We start from the raw sequence: 14865 nt of genomic DNA, 5'->3' as shown, positions 1-14865 counted from the left end.
TCTCTATTCGAGACCGTTGCCCGCATGGACGCGGGCATCGAGCCTACATGGATGTATTCACGGCGTGTCTCGAATAGAGACCAACAGCTCATACCTCGAACTCAAAAAAACAACTAAGCCTGAGCCGGCACCACAGGCACACCCGACTCAACCCCCGCATTCTGCGCCCGATGCCGCAGATAATGATCCATCAACACAATCGCCAACATCGCCTCGGCAATCGGTGTGGCACGAATCCCGACACAGGGATCATGGCGACCCTCGGTAATGACCTCAACAGCCTCACCTGCACGATTAATACTACGCCCAGGGATACGCAAGCTGGAGGTTGGCTTGAGCGCAATACTTGCCAACAAATCCTGACCCGACGAGATACCCCCCAACACACCACCCGCATGATTGGTTAAAAAACCATCCGGCGTAATCTCATCCCGATGCAGCGTACCCTTCTGCTCGACACAATCAAAACCAGCACCGATCTCAACACCCTTAACGGCATTAATACTCATCATGGCATGTGCCACATCAGCATCTAGTCGGTCAAAGATGGGTTCACCCAGACCCACAGGCATACCACTGGCAACCACGTTCACCCGCGCACCAATGGAATCGCCTTCTTTACGCAAGGCATCCATATAGGTTTCAAGCTCAGGCACCATCGCCTCGTCCGGGAAAAAGAACGGGTTTTTCTCAACCACATCCCAGTCAAATACCTGTGGCTTCAATGGCCCCAACTGAGCCAGATAACCCCGTATCTGTATACCCTGTTGCCGATACAAATATTTTTTGGCAATGGCACCGGCGGCTACACGCATCGCCGTCTCACGCGCCGAGGATCGACCACCACCCCGATAATCACGAATGCCATATTTTTGCTGATAGGTGTAATCAGCATGACCGGGACGAAAACGATCCATAATATTGCCGTAATCTTTTGAACGCTGATCCGTATTCTCAATCAGCAAAGCAATGGGTGTGCCTGTAGTAACACCTTCAAAAACACCGGACAGGATCTTAACCTCATCACCCTCACGACGCTGAGTCGTATGACGACTCTGCCCTGGTTTACGCCTATCCAGATCACTTTGCAGGTCAGCCTCAATCAAAGGTAAACCGGGTGGACAACCATCCACAATACACCCTAAAGCCGGACCATGACTTTCACCAAAGCCGGTTACGGTAAATAACTTTCCAAATGAATTTCCTGACATCTTGAATTCTCTATCTAAAAAACTAAAGTTCGCTAGGCAAAAGCCGTTACCTTTTTCACTGAAGCACTCTTACGATACTTAAACTGGAATGAGACACGACATGGGACAACATAACACACAACACGCCAAGACCCTGGGAAATTATATGGGAAAACCTATTTTTGCTAAAGTAAAAAAGGCCCAGGCAACGTATGAATTTGACCGTATCGCCGAGTACATTGATGACGGTTACCCGCTATCACAACTGGGCAAATCTGAAATACTACTTGAGCCCGGACTTATTTATCACCGCGCTATTTAACGATCAATGATCAAGGAGGCCCTTGATGCATCTGCAGAACAAGTCGCTATGCAGATACATTGGGGCTTCTTAGGTCACCAAATTTAAATCACTTTGGAGAAACGTTTACCACTATTCTCCATGTAACGATCAAACACCATACAGATATTCCGAATCAGCAACCTGCCTGCAGGCTGTACTACAATGCGTGTCTCACTTAGTTGTAATAATCCATCTCGCTCCATATCAACCAATGCCTTTAATGCAGTTGCAAAGTATTGCGCAAAGACAATTTGATATTGCTGTTCAATCACCTTGATATCCAGTTCAAAATGACAAATCAGCTGATTAATCACCTCACGTCGCAGCAGATCATCACTATCTAACTCCACACCACGAAATATTGCCAATTGATCGGCATCGATATCAGCAATATATTGATCCATCACACGCTGATTTTGTGAATAGCTGGAACCGACCTTGCTAATAGCCGTAACCCCCATCGACACCATGTCACAATCTGCATGAGTCGAATAACCCTGGAAATTACGATATAAGGTTCCTTCCCGCTGGGCAATCGCCATTTCATCATCCGGGCGGGCAAAATGATCCATGCCGATATAAACATAACCGGCAGCTAATAGACGTTCTATCGTTAACTGCAATATCTCAAGCTTCTCGCCTGGAACCGGAAGATCAACCTCGTTGATCCTGCGCTGAGGTTTAAATAACTCAGGCAGATGGGCATAATTAAACACCGAAAGTCGGTCTGGTGATAGATCAATCACCCGTTCCAATGTCTGTGAAAAGGTCTGCACCGTCTGCATCGGCAGACCATACATCAGATCCATACTGACTGATTTAAAGCCTTCCTCACGCGCAGTCACAATAACGGCCTCAGTCTCCTTCTCTGACTGAATACGATTAACCGCCTTTTGCACCGCAGGATCAAAATCCTGCACCCCCATACTGATTCGATTAAAACCAATACTACGCAAACAGGCTATGGTCTCAGTTCGGATCTCACGTGGATCAACCTCCAGCGAGTATTCACCTTCATCATTATCCAGTAATTGAAAATGCTCACCGGTTACCCGCATCAACTCAATCATCTGATCATGACTGATAAAGGTCGGCGTACCACCTCCCCAATGCAACTGATTCACTGGTCGATTATTATCGAATAATTGAGCCTGCATCTCAATCTCACGGTGCAGACGTTCAAGATAAGGTGCAGCACGGTTTCTATCCTTGGTCACCACTTTGTTACAACCACAGAAAAAACATACCGTGTCGCAAAACGGCAGATGAAAATACAACGATAACGGTGTAACACCTTCTTCTGCATTATTACTTGCTAATGCAATCTCACGATACTGCTGTGTACCAAAGCCCTCATGGAACTGCACAGCGGTAGGATACGAGGTGTAACGTGGCCCGCTGACATCGTAACGCTTGATTAACTCACTATCAAAAACCAGTGTTTGATCCATATTCAATAACTCTTGTTATTCATCATCAACATCAAGACCCTTTTTATGGGTCTCATTAATCACCAGAAACAGATACTTGAAAGGTAGCAACCGGTCATCCTCATGCTCAACAATACGCATAAACTGTAGATCCTCATTGGCAAAGGTATAACTACCATCGGTCATAGACTCCCGTAACTCACGCAACTGCTCTTCCAGATCAGGGATGAACTTCAGTGACTCACCAAGGGAGTCCATGTCATATTCTGCCGACATCTTGAGATCATTCACCTCATCAATCGCCTGATCCACCAGATAAACATATTCTTTGGCTGTTTTAGGTCGTTTTAACATCATATTATCTTACTCAACCTCACTTACTTTCTTATCAAACTGATCCTGATATTGGTCCAGTTGCTCTGCGGTTAACATAAATACACCGCTACCACCACGCTCAAACTCAAGCCAGCAAAAAGGCACCTCGGGTAAAAATCGCTGTAGCACATCCTCAGTATTACCCACCTCAACCACCAATATGCCACTATCCTTTAACCAAGCACGCGCCTGTTGCAGAATACGCAATACCAATGCCATGCCTTCTTGTTCCGCATGTAGCCCGATATCCGGTTCATGCCGGTATTCCAATGGCAGACTATCCATCTCTTCCCTGGAAACATAAGGCGGGTTGCTCACTATAATGTCATATTTCCTGGGTTCCAGGGCATCAAACAAATCGGATTCTATCAAGCGCACCTGATCTTCCAGCAAATGACGTTCAACATTCTTCTGTGCCACCGCCAACGCATCAAGCGATAACTCAACCGCGTCAACACTAGCATCTGGCATAGCATGAGCACAGGTGATTGCGATACAAGCACTGCCAGTACAAAGATCCAGGATAGCCTCAACTTCATCCGGATCGACCCACGGCACAAAACCAGTCTCAATTAATTCTGCAATAGGTGAACGCGGGATTAACACACGATTATCCACATAAAAAGGCAAACCAACAAACCATGCCTCTCCAATCATATAGGCGGCAGGAATCCTTTTATCAATCCGACGGCGCAACAAATCAAACACCTGTTGCTTCTCCGTTGTCGTCAAACTACTATTCAGAAGATCATCGGGACAATCGAACGGTAAAAACAAAGCATGAGTCACCAGTAAACGCGCCTCATCATAAGCATTATCGGTACCATGCCCAAAATACAGCTTTGCCTGATTAAAACGACTGACCGCCCAACGTATAAAATCACGCAGTGTATGCAGGCCGTTGATATCGGTGGATAGACTCATAAGAAACCCCTGTTTTCAGAATCACCTATGATACCTGATTTTGACCCCTGTTTTTCATCCAATACCCGACAACTTATACCAAATAAAAATATATTCTCACCTATCAATATGGAATATGAAATAATAGCCCCATGAAAACCACAGCCAGCCTGTCTAATCGACTACAAACCTACCTGCTCTATATTCTGCCCCATCATCTGCTATCACGTCTGATGCTAAGAGCCACACGCATTGAGATCAAATGGTGGAAAAACGGCCTGATTCGTTGGGTAATGAAAAAATATGATGTGAAGATTAATCAGGCTGTCATACAAGATCCTGCCCAGTTCCCCAGTTTTAACGCCTTCTTTACGCGTGAATTACAGGCTCATGCGCGCCCACTGCAAGGTGCAGATGACACGCTCTGTAGCCCGGTTGATGGCACCGTCAGCCAACTTGGCGAGATTCAGAACAATCAGCGCATCATTCAAGCCAAGGAACAAGACTACACTCTGTTGGAGCTACTCGGTGGACAGGCACAACAGGCACAGCTATTTGAACAGGGTGCATACCACACCATTTACCTTTCACCGCGTGATTATCATCGCATCCACATGCCCCTCGCAGGCCGTCTGACCGAGACCATCTACATCCCCGGTCGCCTGTTCAGTGTTGCGCCCCACACCGTAGAAGCCGTACCACGACTATTTGCCCGTAATGAACGCCTGGTAGCACTGTTTGATACCGAGGTCGGCCCCATGGCTGTAATCCTGGTCGGAGCCATCTTCGTCGCCTGCATTGAAACTGTATGGGATGGTGTCGTCACCCCACCCCACGGCTCAAAGATTCGCGTCAAGGATCATCGAGATAAAAACATCAGCCTCGCCCGCGGTGAAGAGATGGGGCGCTTTAACATGGGCTCCACCGTCATCCTGCTGTTTGGAAAACAGGCGATCGAGTGGAAAAAGTCTCTAAAAATAGAGGACACCCTGCACATGGGACAACAGATTGGTCATCCCGTAAAACCAGGTAGTGCGTAATACGCACCCTACCAAAAACATTTATTAAACCTGAAGAAAAAACATTTTTCTGTTAGAATCTTCCCCCCTGAAGCAACACTATCGACACGAGAATCCCGCTATGCAACCCATGCTAAACATTGCAATCAACGCCGCCCGTAAGGCGGGTGATATTATTCTGCGTAGCGTTGATCATATCGATGAACTCACTATTACTAACAAGGATCATAACGACTTTGTTACCGAGGTCGATAAAAAGGCCGAGGCCGAGATTATCTACACCCTGCGCAAGGCCTTCCCGGATCATGCGATTCTGGCTGAAGAGAGTGGTAAGCAAGACGGTAATGATTATCAATGGGTGATTGACCCCCTCGATGGTACCACCAATTTTCTGCATGGTTTCCCACAGTTTGCCGTATCCATCGCGCTCAAGAACAAGGGACGATTAGAACAAGCGGTCATCTACGATCCCATGCGGCAGGAATTATTTACTGCCAGTCGGGGATCAGGCGCCTATCTGAATGATCGTAGAATACGTGTAACAAAACGCCAGAGCCTGGAAGGGGCACTATTAGGCACTGGTTTCCCGTTCAAGGCACAAGAACACCTTGATACCTATTTGAAGATGTTCAAGACATTATTCAAGGACACTGCGGGTATACGTCGCCCCGGCGCTGCCTCACTGGATCTCGCCTACCTTGCCGCCGGACGACTGGATGGCTTCTGGGAAATTGGTCTACAGGAATGGGATATTGCAGCAGGGGTATTACTAATACAAGAGGCAGGAGGTATTGTGGGTGACTTCAGTGGTGGCCATGATTTTCTTCAAACCGGTAATATTGTTGCCGGGCCTTCACGCGTCTTTGCCGGTATTATTAAGGCAATACAGCCTCATTTAACAGAAGATTTGAAGAAATAAAAGTGGGTTCGTTGGGTTACGGCTGATCGCCTACTCCTTCTTCACCCTCTTCCTTCTGTGGCGGCATCAAGTCTTCGCGATTAACACCTAGCATCAAGGTGGTACTACTCGCCACATAGATCGATGAATAAGTACCCACAACCACACCGACAATCAGGGCTAATGAAAAACCGTGGATCACTTCACCGCCAAAGTAAAAAAGGGCAATCAATACCAATAAGGTCGTAATCGAGGTTATCAAGGTACGTGAGATCGTTTGGTTAATCGAGGCATTCATCACCTCTATCGGCATTGCCTTGCGCATCATACGAAAATTCTCACGAATACGGTCAAACACAACAATCGTATCATTCAGTGAGTAACCAATAACCGCCAATATTGCTGCCAGCACGGTAAGATCAAACTCAAACTGAAATAAAGAAAAGAAACCAATAGTAATGATTACATCATGTACCAGAGCGGCAACCGAGCCTACCGAGAAACGCCATTCAAAGCGTAAAGCCACATAGATCAGGATACCAATCAACGCATACAACATCGCCAGACCGCCCTGTTCCGTTAATTCCTCACCCACCTGAGGACCAACAAACTCCACCCTTCTCATCATGACAGCGGCATCTTTCTCACGTAATACCGATAACACCTGACCACTCATATCGGCACCACTCAGATCCTTCCGTGGGGCAATGCGAATCAGGACATCTCGGGCACTACCGAAATATTGAACCTGGGCATCGGAAAAGCCCGCATTACTCAGTGATGAACGGATCTGTTTTAACTCAGCAGCCTGAGTGTAACCCACCTCAATCAGGGTACCCCCGGTAAAATCAATACCCAGAGTCATCCCACGCATAAATATGGAGACAATCGCAATGAGCAACAGGATACCGGACAGGGCGACAGCAAACTTGCGTTTACCCATAAAATTAAAGTGTGCTTTTGTATTTAATGTGTGCATATTATTTCTTCTATTAACCCCGGACTAAATCGATAACTTACGGGTTTGTCTTCCACCGTAGATCAGATTAACCAATGCCCGGGTGCCCATAATGGCAGTAAACATGGAGCAAAGAATACCAATAGACAAGGTTACTGCGAAACCCTTAATAGGCCCGGTACCAAAACTGAATAAAACCACGGCAGCAATCAAGGTCGTTATATTGGCATCGGCAATGGTTGAAAGTGCCTTTTCATAACCAGCATTGATACTTGCCTGAATACTATTACCAGCGCGCAGTTCCTCCCGTATTCGCTCAAAGATCAATACATTAGCATCGACAGCCATACCCACAACCAATACCATGCCAGCAATACCCGGTAAGGTCAGGGTGGCCTGCAACATGGAAAGAATAGCAACGATCAAGATCAGATTAAGTGTCAGGGCAATATTGGCAATCAGGCCAAAGACACGATAATAAAAGGCCATAAAGATCAACACCAGCACAAAACCAATGACCACAGACATAAAGCCCTGTTCAATATTTTCCTTACCTAAACTCGGCCCTACCGTACGTTCTTCAATAATTTCAATCGGGGCAGCCAATGCGCCTGCACGCAATAACAAGGCTAGATCCCTGGCACCACGGGTATCATCCAGACCGGTGATCTGAAAGCGTCTGGATAAACGATCCCTGATACGAGCGATATTGATAACTTCTTCAAGTTTATACCGGGTCTTGACCGCTTCACCATTCACCTGCCGGGTTTCGACCTTGTTTTCAATAAACACCACCGCCATCAGGTTGCCAATATTATCCTTGGTCGCGTTCTCCATCAAGTGCGCACCCTTGCCATCCAGATTAATGAATACCGCAGGACTACCACTATTTTGTTCCAGCCCCGAGGAGGCATCGGTAATGTAATCACCGGTCAGGATGACACTTTTCTTCAGCAATACTGGATTTCCGTCTCGCTCACGATAAAGCCGGGAGCCTGCCGGAATACGTTTACTAGCGATGGCATCCTGGACACTATGCTTCTCATCAACCAGACGAAATTCAAGTGTCGCTGTTGCGCCGAGGATTTCCTTTGCCCTGGCAGTATCCTGCACACCCGGTAATTGCACCACGATACGATCCTTGCCTTGCTGCTGTATCACCGGCTCGGCAACACCAAGCTCATTGACACGATTACGCAGAGTCGTAATATTCTGCTGCACCGCAAAAGCACGCGTATCCGCCTGCTCCTGCTCGCTCAAAGACACGAGTAGACCAGGCTTGTCACCGTCCAGCTCAGTCAATATCAAATTACGGTATTCATCACGAATAAGCTGTTGTGCCTGATCACGAATCTCAATATTGCGGAATAAGATCTGCACACCCTTCTCGGCATGACTCAGTGATAGATAACGAACCTTTTCACCACGCAGATAACTACGTAACTCCCCGACATAACGTTCCAGAGATTGATTAACCGCCGCATCCATATCCACTTCCATCAGGAAATGAACGCCTCCGCGCAGATCCAGACCCAAATACATGGGTAAGGCATTAATTGATTTCAACCAGTCCGGCGTTGCCGATGCCAGGTTAAGTGCAACCACATAGCCCCGTTCAAGCTCTTCGGTCAACACATCGGCTGCCCGCAATTGATCCCCGGTATCGGTAAAACGAATCAACAGACGCTCGCCTTCAAGACTAATCGATTGATAACTCAGCCCGGCATTTTTCAGGGAATGTATTATCTGATCACGCGTCTGTGTATTTATCTTGAGATCGCGTGTCGCTGACACCTGTACAGCAGGATTATCACCATAGAGATTGGGTAATGCATACAAACTACCAATGACGATAACTGCCAGAATCAACAGGTATTTCCACAAGGGGTACTGATTTATCATGCTCGGACCTTATACTATGCGTTCTTTATTGTACCCTTGGGCATTAACTGAGATACGGACTGGCGTTGAACCCTGATCTCCACACCATCAGCAATTTTCAGCGTCATAAAATTATCACCAACAGCTGTAATTTTACCGAGTACACCGCCATTAGTGACAACCTCAGCACCCTTTTGCAAGGCCTCGACCATCTGTTTATGTTCCTTCGCCCGTTTTGACTGCGGACGAATCAACATAAAGTAAAATATTACGAAGATCACAATTAATGGCAAAAAGGTCATTATTGGATCACTCTGCTCAGCGGGCGCGGCGGCGGCCATCGCATCTGAAATCAAAAAACTCATACTAAAACTCCTGCTATCTAAAGGCGCTATTATGACACATTCTCTGCTCGTTGGTTGCGTCGAGCATAAAATTCTTTTATCCACTGCTGCAAATACTGCCCCTCAATAGCCGTTCGCATCTCAAGCATAATGTCCTGATAGTAACGCAGGTTATGAATCGTATTCAGCTGCGAACCAAGAATCTCACCGCATTTATCCAGGTGATGCAGGTAGGAACGACTAAAATTACGACAGGTATAACAAGCACATTCGGCATCTAACGCTGCAGTATCATGCCGATGACGAGAGTTACGGATGCGAATGACACCGTTACGCACAAACAAATGTCCATTACGGGCATTGCGTGTCGGCATCACACAATCAAACATATCAATACCACGCTGTACCGCTTCAACAATATCCTCCGGCTTCCCCACACCCATTAGATAACGTGGTTTATCCGCTGGCAAGACAGGAGCCAATGTATCCAGGATAGCGATTCGATCCTGTTCCGGCTCACCCACCGAAAGACCACCCACGGCATAACCATCAAAACCGATAGTCTCCAGTTCCGTTAATGATTGCAGACGAAGATCAGGATACATGCCACCTTGCACAATACCAAATAGAGCAGAAGGGTTATCACCATGCGCCTGTTTGCAACGGGCAGCCCAACGCATAGATAGTGACATCGAGCTCTCAGCCTGTTCCCGATCCGCCGGATAAGGGGTGCATTCATCAAAGGCCATCACAACATCCGCACCCAGATCACGCTGAATCGACATCGATTCTTCCGGCCCGAGAAATATCTTGTCACCATTAATAGGGGAACGAAAATCAACACCTTGCTCAGTAATCTTACGCAGATCGCCCAGACTAAACACCTGAAAACCACCCGAGTCGGTCAGGATCGGGCCCTGCCAATGCATAAAGTCATGCAGATCACCGTGTGCCTTAATCACTTCAACACCGGGTCTCAAAGCCAGATGAAAGGTATTACCCAAAATAATCTGTGCACCACCTTCAACAACCGCCTCCGGTGTCATTGCCTTCACCGTGCCATAGGTTCCAACCGGCATAAAAGCCGGAGTCTCAACCACACCACGTGTAAAGATCATACGTCCACGACGGGCAAGTCCATCGCTTAAATCATGTTCAAATTTCATTACTTACTACCTTGATCGGCCATATTATGTTCCAACAACATCGCATCGCCGTAACTAAAAAAACGGTATTTCTGTGTAATCGCATGTTGATAGGCCTGCATCACCGTATCATACCCAGCAAAGGCACAAACCAACATTAACAGGGTTGATTCCGACAAATGAAAATTGGTTAACAGAACATCAACCACCTTAAACGAATAGCCAGGAGTAATAAACAAACGACTCTCACCACGATAAGGTGCCAGTTCACCCATCGCTGCCGCAGTCTCCAAACTACGCATCACCGTTGTCCCCACTGCCACGATCCGACCACCACGCTGTTGAGTCGCCTTAATCTGCGCACAGAGTTCATCACTCACTTCAACGTGTTCTGCATGCATACGGTGATCACTCAGATCATCCACCCGCACCGGTTGATAGGTTCCCGCCCCGACATGCAGGGTGACAAATCCCCTGTCGACCCCTTTTTCCTGTAACCGATCAAACATCGCCTGATCGAAATGAAGCCCCGCAGTCGGTGCCGCTACCGCACCCGGGCGTTTGGCAAAAACTGTTTGGTAACGATCCCGATCATTCAGGGTATCCGCTCGATTAATATAGGGTGGTAACGGGATATGCCCTTGTTGGTCCAGCACATCCATCAACTCCACAGACAGCGGGAATTCAAGATCAAACCACATCCCGTCTCGCGCCACCACCGCAATGAACAGACCATCCTCCAACACCAGTCGCGACCCCACCTTGGGCGACTTACTAGCCCGCACCTGCGCTCGCACCTGATGTGAACCAATAATACGTTCAATCAGGATCTCAACCTTACCGCCTGTCTCTTTAAGCGCGTAGAGCCGCGCCGGTATCACCTGGGTATCATTACAAACCAGCAGATCACCCGCTTGAAGAATATCCAGTAAATCCTGGAAATAACGATCCTGCACTCCGGTCACAGGCAGATATAACATTCGACTCGCACTGCGCTCCGGCATCGGTTGCTGTGCAATCAGTTCAGGCGGGAGAGGATAAGAAAAGTCACTGCGTTTCATGGGCGGGGATTCTAGCATAATCGTGGATCACAGGAAGTATCACGACTAAGGAAGCTCTGATCAATTATGCCGCGACCCTCTTCTTAACCACTAGATCAACATCACAGTTCAACACATGAAGCAGCGCAACCAACTGACTCATTGACTTACGTGTATTCGCAGAATCCAGCAATCGATATAATTGGGGGACAGAGGTCTGCAACCGTTTAGCTATCTGACGCATACTTAAACAGCTATCTTTAACCCCTGCCTGAGCTTCCAATGTAAGCTTGTAAACAAGAAGCCCTGCAAGATAATTGGGATCCGCGTTACATTCCAGAATCTGCTCAATATGGATTGAACCCTCTTTGCCCGATTCCAGGATATAGGTAAAGGCCTCGTTTCCCAGTTCTTTGTCTACGAACACCTCAGAAATTCGATCATCTAATCCTGGACAGGGATCAGCTTCTCCATAGGGAAAGGGATATGTAAGACCAGCGCGAGTTATAACCATAAATTCATTTTTTCGATTATTAATCGAAACACTGCGTATTTTCATAATACACCTTCACTATCCAGTTCCTCGATAAGTTTTATCAACCTTCGATTAACCATTCCTTCCATAACCTGCTTATTTTCCAGATCCCATTTCACTACCAGTCTTGATTTCTGATAGACATGAACGTGCCGAGGAGAATGATCACCTACCCATGTCAAAAATATGTAGTTCCCTCTACGCATCTTACCCATACGCAAAGGATACCACACGCGGTAACATTTGCAAGAAGCTATAATTATTACTATTGCCCAATACTCAGGCATAGGATAGAATCCCCTCCTGTTGGCTAGGTGGTGGAACTGGTATACACACAGCACTCAAAATGCTGCGCCTTCGGGCATGGGGGTTCGACTCCCCCCCTAGCTACCATTATTTAGCTTTAGGTCGAAACACCTTGACCCGATCAGCATGTGCCTCGATCCGTGGGCCGCCAATCAAATCAATACAATAAGGTACCGCAGCGAAGATCGCATCCAGACACTCGGCAATCGCCTTGGGCTTGCCCGGCAGGTTGATAATCAAGGCCTTCCCCCGAATACCGGCAATCTGTCGTGACAGAATTGCAGTGGGCACATACTGCAGCGATACCGCACGCATCTGCTCACCAAAACCATCCATAATCTTGTCACAGACCGCCGCAGTTGCCTCCGGTGTAATATCCCTTAATGCAGGCCCAGTGCCCCCGGTAGTCACAACCAGACTACAACCCTGATCATCACAAAGCTCCTTTAATACAGCTTCCACCTGATCTTGCTCATCCGGAACTAAACGGGGAACAGCCTCCCAGGGTGTTGACAAGGTTTGCTCCAACCACGCCTGTAATGCCGGCCCGCCAAGATCCTCATATTCACCCCGACTGGCACGATCCGAGACCGTGACAATACCAATACGCATTTCATTACTCATTCAAGTACCTTACTTACTATTTACGTTAACCGCTAGAATTAACCACTAGAGACAGGGGTTGCCTATCCTTAAGCAGAGACCGTCAGCCGCATGGACGCGGCTGTCGAGCCACCATGGATGGTTTCACGGCGTGTCTCTGATTAAGGATAGGCAATCACTGTCTCGGTTTTTCACATATTACTGACAGCTGTTAACCGACCCCACCGCACAAACCTTCCCATCAACCCATATCGCTTTACTCAGACTCACACCCTCAAAGGTCAACTCAGTAATATCCACACCTCTAAGATCCGCATAGGAAAGATCCACATTTTTAAGATGTGCCCGAGACAGGCTCGCCCGCTGCAAATTAACACCCACCATACGCACATTGGTCAAGCGGGCAAAACGAAAGTCTGCATAGGAAAGATCACTATAGGAAAGATTCGATGATGCCAGCTTTGCATTATAAAATGACGCCTGGGAAAGATGAGCATTCGTCGCAGTAATATTCTTCAAGTTCATACGCCCTGCTTTCACCTTTAATACATCACAATTATCCCAGTTGATACCACTGACAAAAGGCTGGTCACACTGCGGATCGACCTGTTTATTATCAGGCCCCCAGATATAAAGTGCAGAACCCAGAGTAATCAGCAATAAAAAAAGAATAGCCAGTTGCTTGCCCCCTGTCCCCTGCTTAGCCCTGGCGTTCGAACCACTATGCCTTACTCGAGAAAGTGATACTTTATCATCCTCATTCTCACGCCGATCCTGCCCACGTTGATCCTGTTGCTGATCATCCAGAACCTCAGCAACGCGGCGATCCTTACCTTTGCGCTCATTCGCCCGAATTCGTGCTCGTTCCTGTTTAAGCAAACAAACCTCATCATCGGGATCACATTCGGACTCTTTCGATGCGAAGTTTGATATCGTACTGATTTGTCGCCATGACTTTTGATCACGACTGATCTTATCAGTCAAACTCACTCGTCCCAGCAACAAAAACTCATGTATCTGTCGCTCAGGAAAAAGACCTAGCAACTTACCATTACTCTGCACATACCAGGAACTCTTATTCATAATCAATAATTACCACCAACCCTGATTTAGGGTATATTAAAACCATTCATTAATAAACTGATGTTCATTCTGCTACTGGATCCCCTTTCATGCAACCCACAGGCCCCACTCAACCCGGATTACCACCCCAGATACGAGGCAATGCCGAAACAAGCATTAACAACTGGCGGGTTGGGCAAATCCTGCAAGCAACTAGCATTAGCAACACCATCAATGGCAAAACCCTGTTACAAATCGGCAACCAACAGGTCGAGGCCCTTGGTACTCAGGCCATCAAAAGTGGGCAGGCCCTTAAACTACTGGTTGCGGAAGCGGGTAATTCACCGTTACTCAAAATCATCAACACCATCGTTAGTAATCCCGTACAGGATGCCTTCCGTATGGCACTGCCCCGTCAGGATAGCATAGCACCTCTGCTAGCTAATCTGGCACAGATTCTTAATAAAAAGCCCAACAACATTCCAAGTAATGTACGCACAGCAATACAGCAATTAATCGCCATGCTGCCCGCAACAACACAAGCATCAACCGCCAATGGCTTGCGCAAGGCCTTACTGGATAGCGGCAATTTTCTTGAGGCAAAATTAGCCCAACTTGATCGTCCAACGATACAGGGAAGACAGCAGGATGCCATTATTACAGATACCCGGGCTAATCTAGTGCGTCTATTGCAAACCCTGAAAAACTGGGGGGGTAGAAACCAGACAACAGGTAACACCTCAAACAGGGGCACGTCTGCCGGAACCACCACAACCGCGTCTGCTGGAACCACAACTGCCACAACAACGACAACCGCGCCGGCTGGAACCACA

At 47.4% G+C, this 14865-nt stretch carries 17 protein-coding genes and 1 tRNA gene; 5 read left to right on the top strand and 13 right to left on the bottom strand.

Features of this window, described 5'->3' with window-relative positions; genetic code table 11:
* Nucleotides 1-113: 113 nt before the first annotated feature.
* Nucleotides 114-1211: a chorismate synthase gene (aroC, locus tag GXP22_00780; GenBank protein NOX08020.1), complete on the bottom strand. Its 1098-nt coding sequence runs from the start codon at nt 1209-1211 to the stop codon at nt 114-116.
* A 100-nt stretch (nt 1212-1311) separates the two neighbouring features.
* Between aroC and GXP22_00775 the strand changes: the two genes are divergently transcribed.
* Entirely contained in the window at nt 1312-1512 is a 201-nt protein-coding gene (locus GXP22_00775; GenBank protein NOX08019.1) for a hypothetical protein, read from the top strand.
* An 83-nt stretch (nt 1513-1595) separates the two neighbouring features.
* Here the strand turns inward: GXP22_00775 and hemN are convergent, their stop codons facing one another.
* From hemN to prmB, 3 genes are read right to left on the bottom strand one after another with little or no spacing between them, the layout of a single operon-like run.
* A complete protein-coding gene (gene hemN / locus GXP22_00770) occupies nt 1596-2984 on the bottom strand; it encodes an oxygen-independent coproporphyrinogen III oxidase (GenBank protein NOX08018.1) in 1389 nt (462 codons plus the stop codon).
* 15 nt (nt 2985-2999) lie between these two features.
* Nucleotides 3000-3320: a general secretion pathway protein GspF gene (locus GXP22_00765; GenBank protein NOX08017.1), complete on the bottom strand. Its 321-nt coding sequence runs from the start codon at nt 3318-3320 to the stop codon at nt 3000-3002.
* Nucleotides 3321-3326: 6 nt separating this feature from the next.
* The gene (gene prmB / locus GXP22_00760; GenBank protein ID NOX08016.1) at nt 3327-4262 is read right to left on the bottom strand and encodes a 50S ribosomal protein L3 N(5)-glutamine methyltransferase; all 936 of its coding nucleotides are present in this window, start codon (nt 4260-4262) and stop codon (nt 3327-3329) included.
* A gap of 131 nt (nt 4263-4393) precedes the next feature.
* Between prmB and psd the strand changes: the two genes are divergently transcribed.
* The gene (psd, locus tag GXP22_00755) at nt 4394-5281 is read left to right on the top strand and encodes a phosphatidylserine decarboxylase (GenBank protein ID NOX08015.1); all 888 of its coding nucleotides are present in this window, start codon (nt 4394-4396) and stop codon (nt 5279-5281) included.
* Nucleotides 5282-5381: 100 nt separating this feature from the next.
* Nucleotides 5382-6179 carry an inositol-1-monophosphatase gene (suhB, locus tag GXP22_00750; GenBank protein NOX08014.1) on the top strand — a complete coding sequence of 266 codons (798 nt, stop codon included), beginning with the start codon at nt 5382-5384 and terminating at the stop codon, nt 6177-6179.
* A gap of 16 nt (nt 6180-6195) precedes the next feature.
* Here suhB and secF read toward each other — a convergent pair whose 3' ends face one another.
* From secF to GXP22_00715, 7 genes are all read right to left on the bottom strand, one after another.
* A complete protein-coding gene (secF, locus tag GXP22_00745) occupies nt 6196-7137 on the bottom strand; it encodes a protein translocase subunit SecF (GenBank protein ID NOX08013.1) in 942 nt (313 codons plus the stop codon).
* A 24-nt stretch (nt 7138-7161) separates the two neighbouring features.
* Nucleotides 7162-9015, bottom strand: coding sequence for a protein translocase subunit SecD (secD, locus tag GXP22_00740; GenBank protein NOX08012.1), 1854 nt, complete (start codon nt 9013-9015; stop codon nt 7162-7164).
* A 17-nt stretch (nt 9016-9032) separates the two neighbouring features.
* Nucleotides 9033-9362, bottom strand: a complete 330-nt coding sequence (gene yajC, locus GXP22_00735) for a preprotein translocase subunit YajC (protein NOX08011.1) — start codon at nt 9360-9362, stop codon at nt 9033-9035.
* 29 nt (nt 9363-9391) lie between these two features.
* Entirely contained in the window at nt 9392-10507 is a 1116-nt protein-coding gene (tgt, locus tag GXP22_00730) for a tRNA guanosine(34) transglycosylase Tgt (GenBank protein NOX08010.1), read from the bottom strand.
* The gene (queA, locus tag GXP22_00725; GenBank protein ID NOX08009.1) at nt 10507-11547 is read right to left on the bottom strand and encodes a tRNA preQ1(34) S-adenosylmethionine ribosyltransferase-isomerase QueA; all 1041 of its coding nucleotides are present in this window, start codon (nt 11545-11547) and stop codon (nt 10507-10509) included. The genes tgt and queA overlap by 1 nt, the downstream gene beginning before the upstream one ends.
* Before the next feature lie 64 nt (nt 11548-11611).
* Entirely contained in the window at nt 11612-12085 is a 474-nt protein-coding gene (locus GXP22_00720; GenBank protein ID NOX08008.1) for a hypothetical protein, read from the bottom strand.
* On the bottom strand, nt 12082-12243 hold the full coding sequence (locus GXP22_00715) for a hypothetical protein (protein ID NOX08007.1): 162 nt from the start codon (nt 12241-12243) through the stop codon (nt 12082-12084). Before GXP22_00715 ends, GXP22_00720 begins: the two co-directional genes overlap by 4 nt.
* Nucleotides 12244-12369: 126 nt before the next feature.
* On the opposite strand from GXP22_00715, the gene GXP22_00710 reads away from it, so the two are divergent.
* Nucleotides 12370-12454 (top strand) — tRNA-Leu (locus GXP22_00710).
* On the opposite strand, the gene mog is transcribed toward GXP22_00710, so the two are convergent.
* Both mog and GXP22_00700 read right to left on the bottom strand, forming a co-directional pair.
* The gene (gene mog / locus GXP22_00705; GenBank protein ID NOX08006.1) at nt 12455-12991 is read right to left on the bottom strand and encodes a molybdopterin adenylyltransferase; all 537 of its coding nucleotides are present in this window, start codon (nt 12989-12991) and stop codon (nt 12455-12457) included. It abuts the tRNA gene before it with no gap.
* Between the two features lie 177 nt (nt 12992-13168).
* Nucleotides 13169-14053: a pentapeptide repeat-containing protein gene (locus GXP22_00700; protein ID NOX08005.1), complete on the bottom strand. Its 885-nt coding sequence runs from the start codon at nt 14051-14053 to the stop codon at nt 13169-13171.
* 89 nt (nt 14054-14142) lie between these two features.
* Between GXP22_00700 and GXP22_00695 the strand changes: the two genes are divergently transcribed.
* On the top strand, nt 14143-14865 hold a 723-nt coding region (locus tag GXP22_00695), incomplete at its 3' end, for a hypothetical protein (GenBank protein ID NOX08004.1).

The organism is Gammaproteobacteria bacterium (genome assembly GCA_013151035.1).
Classification (GTDB): domain Bacteria; phylum Pseudomonadota; class Gammaproteobacteria; order JAADJB01; family JAADJB01; genus JAADJB01.
This window is presented reverse-complemented; position numbering and strand designations above follow the sequence as displayed.

Bases quoted from the DNA above. Each gene is read 5' to 3' on its own strand.
- aroC (NOX08020.1), bottom strand. From the start codon at position 1,211: ATGTCAGGAAATTCATTTGGAAAGTTATTTACCGTAACCGGCTTTGGT.
- GXP22_00775 (NOX08019.1), top strand. From the start codon at position 1,312: ATGGGACAACATAACACACAACACGCCAAGACCCTGGGAAATTATATG.
- hemN (NOX08018.1), bottom strand. From the start codon at position 2,984: ATGGATCAAACACTGGTTTTTGATAGTGAGTTAATCAAGCGTTACGAT.
- GXP22_00765 (NOX08017.1), bottom strand. From the start codon at position 3,320: ATGATGTTAAAACGACCTAAAACAGCCAAAGAATATGTTTATCTGGTG.
- prmB (NOX08016.1), bottom strand. From the start codon at position 4,262: ATGAGTCTATCCACCGATATCAACGGCCTGCATACACTGCGTGATTTT.
- psd (NOX08015.1), top strand. From the start codon at position 4,394: ATGAAAACCACAGCCAGCCTGTCTAATCGACTACAAACCTACCTGCTC.
- suhB (NOX08014.1), top strand. From the start codon at position 5,382: ATGCAACCCATGCTAAACATTGCAATCAACGCCGCCCGTAAGGCGGGT.
- secF (NOX08013.1), bottom strand. From the start codon at position 7,137: ATGCACACATTAAATACAAAAGCACACTTTAATTTTATGGGTAAACGC.
- yajC (NOX08011.1), bottom strand. From the start codon at position 9,362: ATGAGTTTTTTGATTTCAGATGCGATGGCCGCCGCCGCGCCCGCTGAG.
- tgt (NOX08010.1), bottom strand. From the start codon at position 10,507: ATGAAATTTGAACATGATTTAAGCGATGGACTTGCCCGTCGTGGACGT.
- queA (NOX08009.1), bottom strand. From the start codon at position 11,547: ATGAAACGCAGTGACTTTTCTTATCCTCTCCCGCCTGAACTGATTGCA.
- GXP22_00720 (NOX08008.1), bottom strand. From the start codon at position 12,085: ATGAAAATACGCAGTGTTTCGATTAATAATCGAAAAAATGAATTTATG.
- mog (NOX08006.1), bottom strand. From the start codon at position 12,991: ATGAGTAATGAAATGCGTATTGGTATTGTCACGGTCTCGGATCGTGCC.
- GXP22_00700 (NOX08005.1), bottom strand. From the start codon at position 14,053: ATGAATAAGAGTTCCTGGTATGTGCAGAGTAATGGTAAGTTGCTAGGT.